Source organism: Kitasatospora sp. NPDC048298 (assembly GCF_043201465.1).
In the GTDB taxonomy this organism is placed as follows: domain Bacteria; phylum Actinomycetota; class Actinomycetes; order Streptomycetales; family Streptomycetaceae; genus Kitasatospora.
The window spans coordinates 11,827-28,566 of record NZ_JBICYZ010000019.1 but is presented as its reverse complement, the minus strand read 5'-3'; the positions used below and the strand labels follow the sequence as shown (position 1 = coordinate 28,566).

The window sequence follows — 16,740 nt, the reverse complement described above, 5'->3', positions numbered from 1 at the left end:
GTGGTCGTGGGTGGTGGTCAGGGCCTTCTGAGGTTCTCGTCGATGAAGGCGAGCAGTTCGTCCCGGCCGAGACCGGCGAGGGCGGGGTCGGCCGCCGCCGGGTGGTCGGGTGCCTCTTCGGCTGCAGGATCGGCGGGTGGGGCGGCCGGCGCGGGCGCCGTGGCGGCGGGGGCCGCGGTCCCGGCCGGGCCGTCGTCGAGCCGCTCCAGCAGGTGGGCGGCCAGGCGCGCGGGGGTGGGATGGTCGAAGACCAGCGTGGTCGGCAGCTGGAGGCCGCACAACTCGCCGATCCGGTTGCGCAGTTCCACCGCCGTGAGGGAGTCGAAGCCCAGGTCGAGCAGCCGGTCGTGGGCCGCCACGGCGGCGTGCGAGGGCCGGCCGAGGACCTTGGCCACCTCGCGGCGCACCAGGTCGACCAGCAGGTGCTCGCGCTGCCCCGCCGCGGTGTCCCGCAGCCGCTCCCGCCACGCGGGGGCGGGCGCCGGGCGGGCGGCGGCGGCGCGGCGGTGGACCGGGCGGGCGCCGCCGGTGGCCAGCTCCTTCAGGACCGGGGAGAGCACGTCCTGGTCGGCGCGGGCCCGCAGCACGGCGGGGTCGAGCCGGACCGGGGCGAGCGCCGCCGCGTCCAGGCCGAGCGCGGCGTCGAACAGGGCCAGTGCCTCCGGCGGTTCCAGGGCGGCGATGCCGGCCCGGGCCAGCCGGGCCCGGTCGGCCTCGTCGAAGGCGCCGGCCATGCCCGCCCCGCCGCCCCACCAGCCCCAGGCGAGCGCGGTGGCGGGCAGTCCGAGGGCGCGGCGGTGCGCGGCGAGGCCGTCCAGGAAGGCGTTGGCGGCCGCGTAGTTGCCCTGCCCGGCGGAGCCGAGCGTGCCGGCGACGGAGGAGTACAGCACGAACGCGGCGGGCTTCAGTTCCGTGGTCAGTTCGTGCAGGTGCCAGGCCGCGTCGGCCTTGGGGCGCAGCACCCGGTCGAGGCTCCCGGGCGTGAGCGATTCGAGCACGCCGTCGTCGAGCGCCCCGGCGCAGTGCACCACGGCGGCGAGCGGCCGGTCGGCGGGCAGGGTGTCGAGGAGCCGCGCGAGGGCGGTGCGGTCGGACACGTCGCAGGCGGCGATCCGCACCCGGGCGCCCAGTTCGCCGAGTTCGGCGGCCAGCCGGTCGGCGCCGGGCGTGTCCGGGCCGCGTCGGCCGACCAGCAGCAGGGAGCGGACGCCGTGCCCGGCGACCAGGTGCCGGGCGAGCAGCGCGCCCAGGCCTCCGGTGCCGCCGGTGACCAGCACGGTGCCCTCGGGCCCGAACACCGGCGCGGCGGGCGGGCCGGACGGGCCGGGCGCCGCGGTGAGCCGGGGCACCAGGGCGGCGCCGGCGCGCACGGCGAACTGGGGCTCACCGGAGCCGACGGCCGCGGGCAGGGCCGCGTCGGCGCCGAGGCGGGTGTCGACCAGCACGACCCGGCCGGGGTGCTCGCTCTGGACGGACCGCACCAGGCCCCACACCGCGGCCGCGGCCGGATCGACCGCCGGGTCCTCGGGCGTGGCGGCCACCGCGTCGCGGGTCGCCAGGACCAGCCGGGTGGCGTCCAGGCGCTGGTCGGACGTCCAGCAGCGAAGCAGCGCGGTGGTGTGGTTGACCGCCGTCCGGGTGCGCTCCGGAACGCTGCCGCCGGTACCGGCGGCCGCCCGGACGGACACCGCGTCCGGCGCCGGGGTGCCGTGCTCGACGGCGGCGAACAGCGCGTCGACGTCGGCGTACCGGACGGTCCTGGTGCCGGGCGGTCCGGCCGGGGCGTCCGGGCCGATCGCGGCCCAGCTCTCCTCGGCGGGCGCCGGGTCGGCGGGCGCGGGGCGCCAGCGCAGCTCGTACAGCGGGCGGTCGGCGGCGGTGCCGGGGCCGGCGGGGCGCAGCAGCAGCGAGCCGACGGTCGCGACGGGCGCCCCGGTGGCGTCCGCGACGTCGAGCGTCAGGGTGTCGCCGTCGACGGTGATCCGCACCCGCAGCCGGTCCGCGCCGGTGGCGTGCAGCGCCACCTCGGACCAGGTGAACGGCAGCCGCGGTACGGCGGCGGGCGCGTCCGCGTCCGGACCGAGGAGCGCGGCGGCGTGCAGGGCGGCGTCGAGCAGGGCGGGGTGCAGTCCGTACCGGCCGGCCCCGGCGGCGGCCTGCTCGGGCAGCGCCACCTCGGCGAGGACCCGGCCGTCGTGGATCCAGGCCGCGCCCAGGCCCCGGAAGGCCGGGCCGTACCCCACCCCGGTGGCCGCCATCCGCTCGTACAGGCCGTCGACCTCGACGGGGACGGCGCCGGGCGGCGGCCACTCGGCCAGCTCCGCTCCGGGGGGTGTTCCCTCGGCGAGGACACCGGTGGCGTGCAGGGTCCACAGCGCGCCCCGGGCGGCCCGGTCGGGGCGGGCGTACACCGACAGCGGGCGGCGCCCGTCGGCGGTGGGCTCGGCGACCCGGATGCGCAGTCGGACGCCGTCCTGCTCCCGTTCGGGCAGCACCAGCGGGCTGCGCAGGGTGAGTTCGGCCAGTCGGTCGCAGCCCAGGCGGGCGCCCGCCTCCAGCGCGAGTTCCACGAAGGCGGCGCCGGGCAGCAGGACCTCGCCGCGCACGGCGTGGTCGGCCAGCCAGGGGTGGGTGGCGAGGGAGAGCCGTCCGGTGCACACCAGCTCGTCGCTGTCGGGCAGTTCGACGAACGCGCCGAGCAGCGGGTGGCCGGAGGCGTCGAGGCCGGCGCTCGCCGGGCCGGGGCCGTCCGGGTCCGGGTCGGGTGAGGCGGGCAGCCAGTAGTGCTCCGGCTGGAAGGCGTAGGTCGGCAGGTCGACCCGCCGTGCGCCGGAGCCGGTGAAGTACGCCGCCCAGTCGACGGCCGTGCCGCGCACGTGCAGTCGGCCCAACGCGTCGGCCAGCGCGTCCGGTTCGGGCCGGTCGCGGCGCAGTGCGGCGACCGCCCGGCCGGCCTCCTCGCCGGCGGCGAGGGTGGCGAGCGAGCCGTCCGGGCCGACGTCCAGCAGGGTGGTCACGCCGTCCTCGGTCAGCTGCCGTACCGCGTCGTGGAACCGGACGGGCCGGCGGACCTGCTGCGCCCAGTAGTCCGGCGAGCCGAGCTCCTCCGCCGTCGCCGGGCGTCCGGTCACCGTGGAGACGATCGGGATCCGAGCCTGACGGTACGTCAGCGAGGCCGCTACCGCTCGTAGTTCGTCCAGCATCGGGTCCATCAGCGGGGAGTGGAAGGCGTGGCTGACCCGCAGCCTCGCGGTCCGCCGGCCGTGCCCGGCCAGCTGCTCGGCGATCGCCAGCACCGCGTCCGTCCGGCCGGAGAGGACCACGGCGGACGGCCCGTTGACGGCGGCGAGGGCCGCGCCCTCGGTCAGCAGCGGCGACACCTCGGCCTCGGCGGCGGCCACCGCCACCATCGCCCCGCCCGGCGGAAGGGCCTGCATCAGCCGCGCCCGGGCGGTCACCAGCACGGCCGCGTCGGCCAGGTCCAGTACCCCGGCGACGTGCACGGCGGCGAGTTCCCCCACGGAGTGGCCGGCCAGCACGTCCGGCCGTACGCCCCAGGACTCCAGCAGCCGGAACAGCGCCACCTCGACCGCGAACAGGGCGGGTTGGGTGTACTCGGTGCGGTCCAGCAGCCCGGCCGCCTCGGAGTCCGGTGCGGCGTCGAGCACCTCCCGCAGCGGGCGCGGCAGGTGCCGGTCCAGCTCGGCGCAGACCTCGTCGAAGGCCGCGGCGAACACCGGGTGACGCGTGTGGAGGCCGCGGCCCATGCCGAGCCGCTGGCTGCCCTGGCCGGCGAACAGGAAGGCCAGCCGCCCGCCGGTGCGCCGCCCGGGCGGCGCCGGGTCGGCGATCAGCTCGTCCAGCCGCTCCAGGAAGTCCGCGCGGGTCGTGGACACCAGCGCGGCCCGGTGCTCGAAGGCCGTCCGTCCGGTGGCCAGCGAGTAGCCGAGGTCGAGCGGGCGCAGGTCCGGGCGTTCGTCGAGGCGTTCGCGCAGCCGGACGGCCTGGGCGCGCAGCCCGTCGGCGCTGCGGGCGGACAGCAGCCACGGGACGGCCGAGCCGTCGGTGCGGCGCGGCGGCGTGGCGGCCCGGGCCGCGGCCCGCTCCACCGGGGCCTGTTCCAGGATGACGTGGGCGTTGGTGCCGCTGATGCCGAAGGAGGAGACGCCGGCTCGGCGGGGGCGGCCGGCGGCGGGCCAGGGGGTGTTCTCGGTGAGGAGGGTCACGGTGCCGGTGGACCAGTCGACGTGGGGGGTGGGTTCGTCGATGTGGAGGGTGCGGGGCAGGGTGCCGTGGCGCATGGCCATGACCATCTTGATGACGCCGGCGACGCCGGCGGCGGCCTGGGTGTGGCCGAGGTTGGACTTGACGGAGCCGAGGTGCAGTGGTTGTTGCGGGGTGCGGTGGGGGCCGTAGACGGCGAGGATCGCCTCGGCTTCGATGGGGTCGCCGAGGGTGGTGCCGGTGCCGTGGGCCTCGATGGCGTCGATGTCGGTGGTGGTGAGTCCGGCGTTGGTGAGGGCCTGGCGCAGGACGCGTTCCTGGGCGGGGCCGTTGGGGGCGGTGAGGCCGTTGCTGGCGCCGTCCTGGTTGACGGCGCTGCCGCGCAGCAGGGCGAGGACGGGGTGCCCGTTGCGACGGGCGTCGGAGAGGCGTTCCAGCAGCAGGACGCCGACGCCCTCGCCCCAGCCGGTGCCGTCCGCGGCGGCGGCGAAGGGCTTGCAGCGGCCGTCGGGGGCGAGCCCGCGCTGGCGGGAGAACTCGATGAACGGCGTGGGCGTCGACATCACCGTCACGCCACCGGCCAGGGCGAGGTCGCTCTCGCCCGAGCGCAGTGACTGGGCTGCCAGGTGCAGCGCCACCAGCGAGGACGAACAGGCGGTGTCGACGCTGACGGCCGGGCCCTCCAGCCCCAGCGCGTACGCCACCCGGCCGGAGGCCACGCTGCCGGCCGTTCCGGAGCCGAGGTAGCCCTCGACCTCCGCGGGCACCCGGCGCGCCCACGAGCCGTAGTCGTGGTACATCACGCCCGCGAAGACGCCGGTCCGGCTGCCGCGCAGGCCGGTCGGGTCGATGCCGGCCCGTTCGACGGCCTCCCAGCCGGTCTCCAGCAGCAGCCGCTGCTGCGGGTCCATGGCGAGCGCCTCGCGCGGGTTGATCCCGAAGAACGCGGCGTCGAACGCGGTGGCGTCGCGCAGGAACGCCCCGTGGCGCGCGTAGCTCTTGCCGGGCTTGCCCGGGTCCGGGTCGTACAGCCCGGCGAGGTCCCAGCCGCGGTTCCCGGGCAGCTCGCCGACGGCGTCGACGCCGTTCGCGACCAGCGCCCACAGGGCCTCGGGGGTGGTGGCGCCGCCGGGGTAGCGGCAGGCCATCGCGACGATCGCGATCGGCTCCTCGGCGGTGGGCGCCGCCGCGCGCGCCGGGGCGGGCGCGGCCTCCTCGGCACCCAGCAGCCGGGACGCCAGGTAGCCCGCCAGCTCCTGCGGGGTCGGGCGGTCGAAGACCAGCCCGGCGGGGAGCGTCAGCCCGGTCAACGCGCCCAGCCGGTTGCGCAGTTCGAGCGCGGTCAGGGAGTCCATGCCCAGCTGGGCGAAGGCCCGGCCGTCCTGCGACTCGTCCAGGGCGTCGAGCCCGAGGACGGCCGCGGCCTCGGCCCGTACCGCGGCGGCCAGTTCGCGCAGCCGCTCCGTCTCGTCCAGGGTGCGCACCCGGGTGGACAGCCCGGCCGTCGGGGCGGGCGCCGGGGCGGGGCGGTGGGCCGGCTCCGGACGGACCAGGGCGCGCAGCAGCGGCGCGAGCGGGGCCGCTCCGGGAGCGCCCCCGGTGCCCGCCGCCGAGGCGGGGTCGAGGCGCGCCGGTGCGAGGAACGGTTCGTCGGCGGCCAGCGCGGCGTCCAGCAGGGCCAGCCCGTGCGCGGTGCTCAACGGCCGTACGCCCACCCGGGCGAGGCGGGACAGGTCGGCCTCGTCGAGTCCGGCGGTCAGCCCGCTGCGCTCCGCCCACAGCCCCCAGGCCAGCGAGGTCGCGGGCAGGCCGAGGCCGCGGCGGTGGACGGCGAGGGCGTCCAGGAAGGCGTTGGCGGCGGCGTAGTTGCCCTGGCCGGCCGAGCCGAGCAGCCCGGCGGCCGAGGAGAACAGCACGAACGCCGAGAGGTCCAGGCCCTGCGTCAACTCGTGCAGGTGCAGGGACGCATGGGCCTTCGGGCGCAGGACGCCCGCCAGCCGCTCGGCGGTCAGCGAGCCGATCGCGCCGTCGTCCAGGACCCCGGCCGCGTGCACCACGGCCGTCAGCGGGTGCTCGGCGGGCACGCCCGCCAGCAGGGCCGCCACCTGCGCGCGGTCGGCGAGGTCGCAGCCGACCACCGTGGTGCGGGCCCCCAGCCCGGCCAGCTCGGTCACCAACTCCGCCACACCGGGCGACTGTTCGCCGCCGCGACTGGCCAGCAGCAGGTGCCGGGCGCCGTGCTCGGAGACCAGGTGGCGGGCGACGAGCCGCCCGAGCAACCCGGTCCCGCCGGTGATCAGCACCGTGCCGTCCGGGTCGAGCGGACGCGGCGACCGCAGCTCGGGGACGCCCGCCCGGGCCAGCCGGGGCACCCGTACGGTGCCCGCGCGCAGGGCCAGTTGGGGTTCCTCGCCGGCCGCCGCGGGCGCCAGCGCGCGGGCGGAGGCGGGGGCGTCGTCGAGGTCGGCGAGGACCAGGCGACCGGGGTGCTCGGTCTGCGCGGAGCGCAGCAGCCCCCAGACGGCGGCCTCGGCGGGGTCGGGCGTCTCGCCGTCGGCCACGGCCACGGCCACGGCGGAGCGGGTCACCAGGACCAGCCGCGCCGGGGCCAACCGCTCCTCGGCCAGCCACGCCTGGACCAGGGCCAGCGCCCGAGCCGTCGTCGCCAGGGCCCGGTCGGCGGCGGAGCCGGGGTCCGGGGCGTCCGCCGGGCGTACGGCGGCGAACACCAGGTCCGGCACCGGCTCACCGGCGTCGAGCGCGGCGCGCAGCGCGGTGAGGTCGGCCCAGCGCGGGGCCGGCTCACCCGGCAGCAGGTCGTCCGCGCCGAGCACCGCCCGCCGTCCGGTCGGTGCCGCCGCCACCGGGGCGGGGGCGGCGGGCCAGTCGAGCCGGTAGAGCCCGCTCTCGCCGGCCTCCGGCCGCCCGGCCGTCAGGTCCGCCGGTGCCGGGCGCAGCACGACGGCCCCGACGGAGGCCACCGGGTGCCCGTCCGCGTCGTGGGCGGTGAGCGTGGCCTCGCCCGGCCCGGCGAGGCCGAGCCGGACCCGCAGGGCGGCCGCGCCCCGGACCGGCGCCGACACCCGCTGCCAGGCGAACGGCAGTACGGCCGGAGCCTCGCCGTCCGCGACCAGGCCGATGGTGTGCAGGGCCGCGTCGAACAGGGCCGGGTGCACCGCGTACCGCTCGGCCTCGGCCTGCTCGGCGCCGGTCAGGGCCACCTCGGCGAGGACGTCCTCGCCACTGCGCCAGGCCCGGACCAGGTTCCGGAACGCCGGGCCGTAGCCGTAGCCCCGGCGGGCCAGCCGCTCGTACAGGTCGGCGGTGTCGATCGCCGTGGCGCCTGGCGGCGGCCACTCCTCGGCCGGGTCGGCGGGCCGCTCGGGAACGGGCGCGAGCAGCCCGGTGGCGTGCTGCGTCCACGGCAGGCCCGCGCCGGCGTGTTCGGCGCGGGAGAAGATCCGGATGCTCCGGCGGCCCGCTTCGTCGGCCGCGCCCACCGCCACCTGGAGGGCGACGCCGCCGGCCGGCGGGGGCAGCAGCGGTGCGGTGAGGCCGAGTTCGTCGACCGACGCGCAGCCGACCTGCTCGCCGGCGCGGAGCGCGAGTTCGACGAAGGCGGTGCCGGGCAGCAGGACGGCGCCGGCGACCCGGTGGTCCCCGAGCCAGGGCTGCGTCCGCTCGGCCAGCCGGCCGGTGAGGACGTACTCGTCGGTTCCCGCGAGGTGCAGCACCGAGGACAGCAGCGGATGGTCCACCGGCCGCTGACCGGTCGCGTGCGGCGCGCCCCCGGCCGGGGCGGCGGGGGTCTCCAGCCAGTACCGGGTGCGCTGGAAGGGGTAGGTGGGCAGCTCGACCGCGGGGCGGTCGGCGGCGCCGAGGACGGCCGTCCAGTCCACCTCGAGCCCCTGGGCGAAGTCCTCGGCGGCGGCCGGGACCTGCCCGCCGGGGGCCACCACGCCCTCGCCGCCGGCCGCGACGGCGGCGAGCCCGGCGAGCAGTTCCGCGCGGTCCCGGCCGACCACGACGGCGCGGTGCTCGAAGGCCGACCGGGTGGTGGCCAGGGCGCGGGCCACGGCCGCCGGGTCGGGGCCGGGCTGCCCGGCGGCCAGGGCGAGCAGCTGCTCGGCGCGGGCCCGCAGCGCGCCGGGCGTCCGCCCGGAGAGCACCCACGGCACGGCCTCGGGGCCGGCGGGTGCCGAGACGGGCCCGGGCTCGGGCCGGGGCTGTTCCAGGATGACGTGGGCGTTGGTGCCGCTGATGCCGAAGGAGGAGACGGCGGCCCGGCGCGGGTCGTCGCCGGTGCTCCAGGGGGTGTTCTCGGTGAGCAGCGCCACCGTGCCCGAGGACCAGTCGACGTGCGGGGTCGGCTCGTCCACGTGCAGGGTCCGGGGCAGGACGCCGTGGCGCATCGCCATGACCATCTTGATCACCCCGGCGACGCCGGCGGCGGCCTGCGGGTGGCCGAGGTTGGACTTCACCGAACCGAGCCGGACCGGGCGGTCCGCCGGGCGGTGCTGCCCGTAGGTCGCCAGCAGGGCCCGGGCCTCGATCGGGTCGCCGAGGGTGGTGCCGGTGCCGTGCGCCTCGATGGCGTCGACGTCGGCGGGGGTGAGTCCGGCGTTGGCGAGGGCCTGGCGGATCACCCGTTCCTGGGCGGGGCCGTTGGGGGCGGTGAGGCCGTTGCTGGCGCCGTCCTGGTTGACGGCGCTGCCGCGGACCAGGGCGAGGACGGGGTGGCCGTTGGCGCGGGCGTCGGAGAGCCGCTCCAGGACCAGGACGCCGACGCCCTCGCCCCAGCCGGTGCCGTCCGCCGCCGCGGCGAACGGCTTGCAGCGCCCGTCGGGGGCGAGCCCGCGCTGGCGGGAGAACTCGACGAAGACGCCGGGGCTGGACATCACCGTCACCCCGCCCGCCAGTGCCAGCGAGCACTCGCCGGAGCGCAGCGACCGGGCGGCCAGGTGCAGTGCCACCAGGGAGGTGGAGCAGGCGGTGTCGATGCTGACGGCCGGGCCCTCCAGCCCCAGCGCGTAGGCGAGCCGACCGGAGACCACGCTCGCGGCGCTGCCGGTCAGCACGTAGCCGTCGGCGGTGCCGGCCGGCTCCGCCAGGCGCGGCCCGTACTCGCCGTTGGACGCGCCGACGTAGACCCCGGTGTCGCTGCCGCGCAGGGTGGCCGGGTCGATGCCGGCCCGTTCGACGGCCTCCCAGCCGGTCTCCAGCAGCAGCCGCTGCTGCGGGTCCATGGCGAGCGCCTCACGCGGGCTGATCCCGAAGAACGCGGCGTCGAACTCGCCCGCGTCGTAGAGGAATCCGCCGTGCCGGCTGTACGAGGTGCCGGGCCGTCCCGGCTCCGGGTGGAACAGCCGCCCGATGTCCCAGCCGCGGTCGTCGGGCAGGTCGCCGATCGCGTCGGTGCCGGAGAGGACGAGGTCCCACAGGCCGTCGGGGGAGGTCACGCCGCCGGGGTAGCGGCAGGCCATGCCGACGATCGCGATCGGCTCGTCGTCGTCGGCGGCCCGCGCCGCGACGGCGGGGGCCGGCCGGGCGTCGTCGCCGGTGAGCCCGGCGAGGACGACCTCGGCCACCGCGCGCGGGGTGGGGTGGTCGTAGACCAGCGTGGGGGACAGCCGCAGCCCGGTCGCGGCGCTCAGCCGGTTGCGCAGTTCCACGGCCGTCAGCGAGGTGAGCCCCAGCTCGGAGAAGATCCGGTGCTCCCGGACCTGCTCGGCGGAGGCGTAGCCGAGGACGGTCGCGACGGCCCCGCGCACGACCTCCGACACCGCCTCCGCGCGCCGCAGCGGATCGAGTCCGGCCAGCCGTCGGGCCGGCCCCTCGCCGTCCGGGCCGGGGGCGGCCGAACCGGCGGCCGCCTCACGGGCCTCGGGGACGGTGTCGAACAGCGGGCGCGGGCGGCCGAGCGTGACGGCGGGGACGAGGGCGTCCCAGTCGACCCGGGCCACGGTCACGCAGTCGTCGCCGGCGGCGAGCGCCCCCTCCAGCGCGGCGAGGCCCTGCTCGGGGGCGAGACCGGGCAGGCCGAGGCGGTGGAGCTGGTCCGCGACGGCGGTGCCGGTCGCCATCCCGGCACCGGCCCACGGCCCCCAGGCGATGGAGGTGGCCGGCAGGCCCTCGGCGCGGCGGTGCTCCGCGAGGGCGTCGAGGAAGGCGTTGCCGGGGGCGTAGCCGCCCTGCCCGGGCAGGCCCCAGGTGGCGGCCACGGAGGAGAAGAGCACGAAGGCGGACAGGTCGGCGCCCCGGGTCAGCTCGTCCAGGTTCCGCGCGGCGGTGGCCTTGGCGCGCAGCGCCCGGTCCAGCCGGTCGGGGGTGAGGGCGTCGAGCAGGGCGTCGTCGAGCTGCCCGGCGGCGTGCACCACGGTGGTCAGCGGGAGGTCGTCCGGCAGGGCGGCGAGGACGGCGGCGAGCGCGTCCCGGTCGGCCGCGTCGCAGGCGGCGAACGTGACGCGGGCGCCGAGCGCGGCCAGTTCGGCCCGCAACTCCTCGGCGCCGGGCGCCTGTTCGCCGCGGCGGCTGACCAGTAGCAGGTGTTCGGCGCCGGCCCGCGCCAGCCGCCGGGCGACCAGTGCGCCGAGCGCGCCGGTGCCGCCGGTGACCAGGGCGGTGCCCCGGGTGCGCCACGCGCGGTGGGCGTGCGGCGGGGCGGGGGAGCGTTCGAGGCGGCGGGCGAACACCCCGAGCGGCCGGATCGCGAGCTGGTCCTCCGCGCCGTCGCCGGTCAGCACCTCGGCCAGGTGGTCCGTGGACGCGTCGTCGGCCTCGGCGGGCAGGTCGACCAGCCCGCCCCAGCGCTCGGGGTGCTCCAGGGCGACGATCCGTCCCAGGCCCCACAGTTGGGCCTGCTCCGGGTCGCGCACCCGGTCCCCGGCCCCGGTGCCCACGGCGTCGCTGGTGGCGTACCAGACCGGGGCAGCCGGCTCCAGCTCGCCGAGGGCCTGGGTCAGCGCGAGCGAGGCGGCCAGGCCGGCGGGTACGGACGGGTGGTCGGCCAGTGGTCCTTCGGCCAGGGCGAGCAGGGACAGCACTCCGGTCGGGCGGAAGCCGTCCAGTGCGGCGCGCAGCCGCTCGGCGACGCGGGTCCGGTCCGCGGCCGGGTCGACGGCGACCTGCCGGACCTCGGCGCCCCGGACGGTCAGCGCCCGTACGGCCGCCTCCGTCCACGGACCGCTCCGTCCGGCTTCCGCCGGGACGGCCAGCAGCCAGCGTCCGCCGGGGGTGGCGTCCGTGGCCGGGCCGACCCGGTGCCAGCGGACCCGGTAGCGCAGGGCGTCCTGCGCGGCCCGCGCGCGTCGGCGCCCGTGCCAGCGGGACAGCACCGGCAGCGCCGCGGACAGCGCCTCGGCGGCGGGGGCGTCCGGCGCGGAGCCGAGGTCGAGCTCGGTGGCGACGGCCTCGGCGTCGCCCTGCTCCACCGCGGCCCAGAACCGCTGCTCGGCCTCGTCGGGGGCGGCGCCGGCGGAGTCGGGGCGTGCGGCGGGCTGCCACCAGTACCGGTCCCGGCGGAACGGGTAGGTGGGCAGCTCGACCACCCGGGCGCCGCTGTCCGTGAACAGCACCGCCCAGTCCACGGCCAGCCCCTGGACGAAGTCCTCGGCGGCGGCCGCCGCGAGGCCGGCGGCGCCCTCGGCGGGGGCCGTCACGCCGGTGCGGCCGGCGGCCACGGCGGCGAGCCCGGCGAGCAGCTCCGCCCGGTCGGCGCCGAGGACCACCGCGCGGTGCTCGAAGGCGGAGCGGGTGGTGGCCAGGGTGTACGCCACGTCGGCCGGATGGGCCTCTGGGTCGGCGTTCAGGTGCCGGGTGAGCCGTAGGGCCTGCTCGCGCAGCGCCTCGGGGGTCTTCGCGGACAGCACCAGCGGCAGCGGGCCGTCGGCGGTCGCCGGTGCGGCGGACGGCGCCTCGTCCGGCTCCTCGAGGATGACGTGGGCGTTGGTGCCGCTGATGCCGAAGGAGGAGACGCCGGCTCGGCGGGGGCGGCCGGCGGCGGGCCAGGGGGTGTTCTCGGTGAGGAGGGTCACGGTGCCGGTGGACCAGTCGACGTGGGGGGTGGGTTCGTCGATGTGGAGGGTGCGGGGCAGGGTGCCGTGGCGCATGGCCATGACCATCTTGATGACGCCGGCGACGCCGGCGGCGGCCTGGGTGTGGCCGAGGTTGGACTTGACGGAGCCGAGGTGGAGCGGTTGTTGCGAGGTGCGGTGGGGGCAGTAGACGGCGAGGATCGCCTCGGCTTCGATGGGGTCGCCGAGGGTGGTGCCGGTGCCGTGGGCCTCGATGGCGTCGATGTCGGTGGTGGTGAGTCCGGCGTTGGTGAGGGCCTGGCGCAGGACGCGTTCCTGGGCGGGGCCGTTGGGGGCGGTGAGGCCGTTGCTGGCGCCGTCCTGGTTGACCGCGCTGCCGCGCACCACGGCCAACACCCGGTGCCCGTTGCGGCGTGCGTCGGAGAGGCGTTCCAGCAGCAGGACGCCGACGCCCTCGCCCCAGCCGGTGCCGTCCGCCGCGGCGGCGAAGGGCTTGCAGCGCCCGTCCTCGGACAGCCCGCGCTGGCGGCTGAACTCGACGAAGGTGCCCGGTGTGGACATCACCGTCACGCCGCCGGCCAGGGCGAGGTCGCTCTCGCCCGAGCGCAGTGACTGGGCGGCCAGGTGCAGCGCCACCAGCGAGGACGAGCAGGCGGTGTCGACGCTGACGGCCGGGCCCTCCAGCCCGAGCACGTAGGCGAGCCGGCCGGAGGCCACGCTGCCCGCGCTGCCGGTGAGCAGGTAGCCGTCGGTGCCGTCCTCGCCCTCGTGGAGGCGCGGCCCGTAGTCGGAGGCCATCAGTCCGGTGAAGACGCCGGTCCGGCTGCCGCGCAGCGGCGCGGGGTCGATCCCGGCCCGCTCGAAGGCCTCCCAGGCGACCTCCAGCAGCAGCCGCTGCTGCGGGTCGGTGGCCAGGGCCTCGCGCGGGGACAGGCCGAAGAACCCGGCGTCGAAGCGGTCGGCGTCGTACAGGAAGCCGCCGTGCCGGGTGTAGGAGGTGCCGGAGTGCCCCGGGTCGGGATGGTGGAGCGCGTCGAGGTCCCAGCCCCGGTTGTCGGGGAAGCCGCTGACGGCGTCCCGTCCGTCGGCGACCAGCCGCCACAGTTCCTCCGGGCCGTTCGCCCCGCCGGGGAAGCGGCAGGCCATGCCGACGATCACCACCGGGTCGTCGGTGTCGGCGGCGGGCGGGGCGACGGGCTCCGACGGCCCGGCGGCGGGCGTGCCGAGCAGCCCGGTCAGCAGGTGGGCGGCCAGCGCCCGGGGGGTGGGGTGGGCGAAGACGGCGGTGGTCGGCAGTCGCAGCCCGGTCGCCGCGTTCAGCCGGTTGCGCAGTTCGACGGCGGCGATCGAGTCGAAGCCCGACTCCTTGAAGGCCCGGCCCGGGTCGACCGAGCCGCCGGACTCGTGGCCGAGGACGGCCGCGGTCTGCTCCCGTACCAGGTCGAGCAGCGGGGCCTCCCGCTCGGACTCCGGCAGTGCGGCCAGCCGGTCGGCCAGCGGCCGTGCCGTCCCGGACCGGTCGGCCGGGGTGCCGCCGGGCCGCGGGGCCTCGGCGGCGGGCGCCGACGGGGCGGGAGCGGCGGTCCCGGGAAGCCAGTACGGCGTGCGCTGGAAGGCGTAGGTGGGCAGCCCGACCGGCCGGGCGGCGCCGAAGAACGGCGTCCAGTCCACGGCGGCGCCCGCGACCTGGGCCTGGGCGAGCGAGCCGAGCAGCCTGGTGCGGCCGCCGTCCTCACGCCGGAGCGTGCCGACGACGGCGGCCGGGTCCTGCGGGGTGGTCCACGCCTCGGCGGCCTCCTGGACGCCGACGGCGAGGACGGGGTGCGGGCTGGACTCCACGAACAGCCGGTGCCCGTCGGCGAGCAGGGCGCGGACGGTCTCCTCGAACCAGACGGTGCCGCGCAGGTTCCGGTACCAGTAGTCGGCGTCCAGCGCGGTGGTGTCGGCGACCGGGCCGGCGGTGACGGTCGAGTAGAAGGCGACGTCCGCGGCGGCCGGGAGCGGGGTGATGTCGGCGAGCGCGGCGAGCAGTTCGTCCCGGACGGCCTCGACGCCGGGGGAGTGCGAGGCGTAGTCGACGTCGATCCGCCGGGCCCGGACGTCCTCCGCCTGGTAGGCGGCGAGCAGTTGGTCGAGGACGGCGCCGTCGCCGGCGAGCACGGTGGCGGAGGGGCCGTTGACGGCGGCCACCGAGACCCGGTCGCGCCAGGGCGCGATCCGCTCGGCGACCTCGGCGACGGGCAGCGGCACGGAGGCCATCGCGCCGGTCCCGGCGAGCCGGGTGAGCGCCTGCGCCCGCAGGGCGACGACCTTGGCCGCGTCCCGCAGCGACAGCACCCCGGCGACGTGGGCGGCGGCGATCTCGCCCTGCGAGTGGCCGACCACGGCGTCCGGCGTCACGCCGTGGGCCCGCCACACCGCGGCGAGCGAGACCATGACCGCCCACAGGGCGGGCTGCACGACGTCCACCCGCTCCAGTGACGGCGCCCCGGGCTCGCCGCGCAGCACCGCGGTGAGCGACCAGTCGACGAACTCGGCGAGCGCCTCCTCGCAGGCGGCGATCCGCTCGGCGAAGACCTCGCTGTCCGCGAGCAACTCCCTTCCCATGGCCGCCCACTGGGACCCCTGGCCGGGGAAGACCAGCACGGTGCGGCCGTGCACGGCCGGGGTGGTGGGCGCCACGGCGTTGCGGGCGGGCCGGTCCTCGGCCAGGGCGGTGAGGCCGGCGAGCAGCTCCGCGCGGTCGGCGCCGACCACCACCGCGCGGTGCTCGAACACCGAGCGGGTGGTGGCCAGGGCGAGCCCGACCTCGGCCGGCCCGGCGTCCTGGTGTTCCGTCAGGAAGTCGGCGAGGCGGGCGGCCTGGGCGCGCAGCGCGGCGCCGCTGCGGGCGGACAGCGGCCACGGTACGGCGGCGGGTTCGGCCGGCGGCTGGTCGGCCCCTCCCGTCGGGGTGTCCGGCGGGCCGGTCACCACCACGTGGCAGTTGGTGCCGCCGAGCCCGAACGAGCTGACCCCGGCGACGAGTCGGCGGCCCTGCCGCGGCCAGGGCGACAGCTCGGTGTGGACCGCGAGGTTCAGCTCGTCCAGCGGGATGTCCGGGTTGGGCGTCCGGTAGTTGAGGCTCGGCGGGACGAGCCCGTGCCGGATGCTCAGGGCGACCTTGAGGAAGCCGGCGATGCCGGCCGCGCCCTCGAGGTGGCCGAGGTTGGTCTTGACCGACCCCACTCGCAGCGGGCCGCGGGCCCCTTCGTCGTGCGCCGCCCGGCGCGCGCGGCCCACGACGGCGCCCAGGGCGGCCGCCTCCACCGGGTCGCCCGCCCGGGTGCCGGTGCCGTGCAGCTCCACGTACTGGACCTCGGCCGGGTCGATGCCGGAGCGGCGGTAGGCCCGCCGGATCACGGCCTCCTGGGCCCGCGCGTCGGGCGCGGTCAGGCTGCCGGAGCCGCCGCCGTCGTTGTTCACCGCGCTGCCCCGGATCACGCACAGGACGGGCGAGCCCTGGGCGAGCGCGTCGTCGAGCCGCTGGAGCACCACCAGGCCGCCGCCCTCGCCGCGGACGTAGCCGTTGGCGCGGGCGTCGAAGGTGTAGCAGCGGCCGTCCGGGGAGAGGCCGCCGAGCTTGGCGGCGGTGACCGCGTTCTCCACCGCGAGGTCCAGGTTCACCCCGCCGGCCAGGGCGAGGGTGCTCTCGCCGCGGCGCAGGCTCTCGCAGGCCAGGTGCAGGGCGACCAGGGAGGAGGACTGGGCGGTGTCCACCACCAGGCTCGGCCCGGCCAGCCCCAGGGCGTGGGAGAGCCGGTTGGCGATCACCCCGCGCTGCAGGCCCGCCGCCCAGTGCCGGGTGGTGGCGCCGGCGCCGTCGCGGTGCAGCAGGGCCGCGTAGTCGTCCCAGATCGCGCCGACGAAGACGCCGGTCGCGCTGCCGGCCAGCCGCTCGGGCAGCAGGCGGGCGTTCTCCAGCGCCTCCCAGCCGAGTTCCAGCATCAGGCGCTGTTGCGGGTCCGTCGCGGCGGCCTCGCGCGGGCCGATGCCGAAGAACTCGGCGTCGAAGCCGGTGACGGTGGGCCAGTCCAGGAAGCCGCCGTGCCGCAGGTCCGCCCGCCCGGGGGCGTCGAGGTCGCCGTCGCCGTACCAGGCCTCGGCGTCCCAGCGCTCGGGCGGGGTCGGGCCGACGGCGCTGCGGCCCTCGCTCAGCAGCCGCCAGTACGCCTCGGGGGAGGACGCCCCGGGGAACCGGCAGGCCAGGCCGATCACCGCGACGGGGACGTCCGGCTCCTCGTCGAGGGCTGGTCCGGCGGCGGGCGGCTGGTCCATCGGTTCCGACTCCCTTGTGCCGTGTGGGGACGGCCGGTTCCAGGGAGCCGACCGGTGGGGCTGGTCGCACGAAGAATTGCCCGGTCCGGGCGGAGCGGGGGCATCGACACCGGGGCAGGCGGGTGCCTGACCCGGTCGGTGCCCGGACCGGGAGTCCGAGAGGGTG

At 78.1% G+C, this 16,740-nt stretch carries 1 protein-coding gene; it reads right to left on the bottom strand.

Going from position 1 to position 16,740, the window contains the following annotated elements; translation table 11 throughout:
- Positions 1-17: 17 nt before the first annotated feature.
- A complete protein-coding gene (locus ACGF0D_RS16820) occupies positions 18-16,574 on the bottom strand; it encodes an SDR family NAD(P)-dependent oxidoreductase (RefSeq protein WP_392916779.1) in 16,557 nt (5,518 codons plus the stop codon).
- Between the last annotated feature and the right edge of the window lie 166 nt (positions 16,575-16,740).

Excerpts from the sequence above, each read along its gene's own strand:
- ACGF0D_RS16820 (WP_392916779.1), bottom strand. The coding sequence starts at position 16,574 with ATGGACCAGCCGCCCGCCGCCGGACCAGCCCTCGACGAGGAGCCGGAC.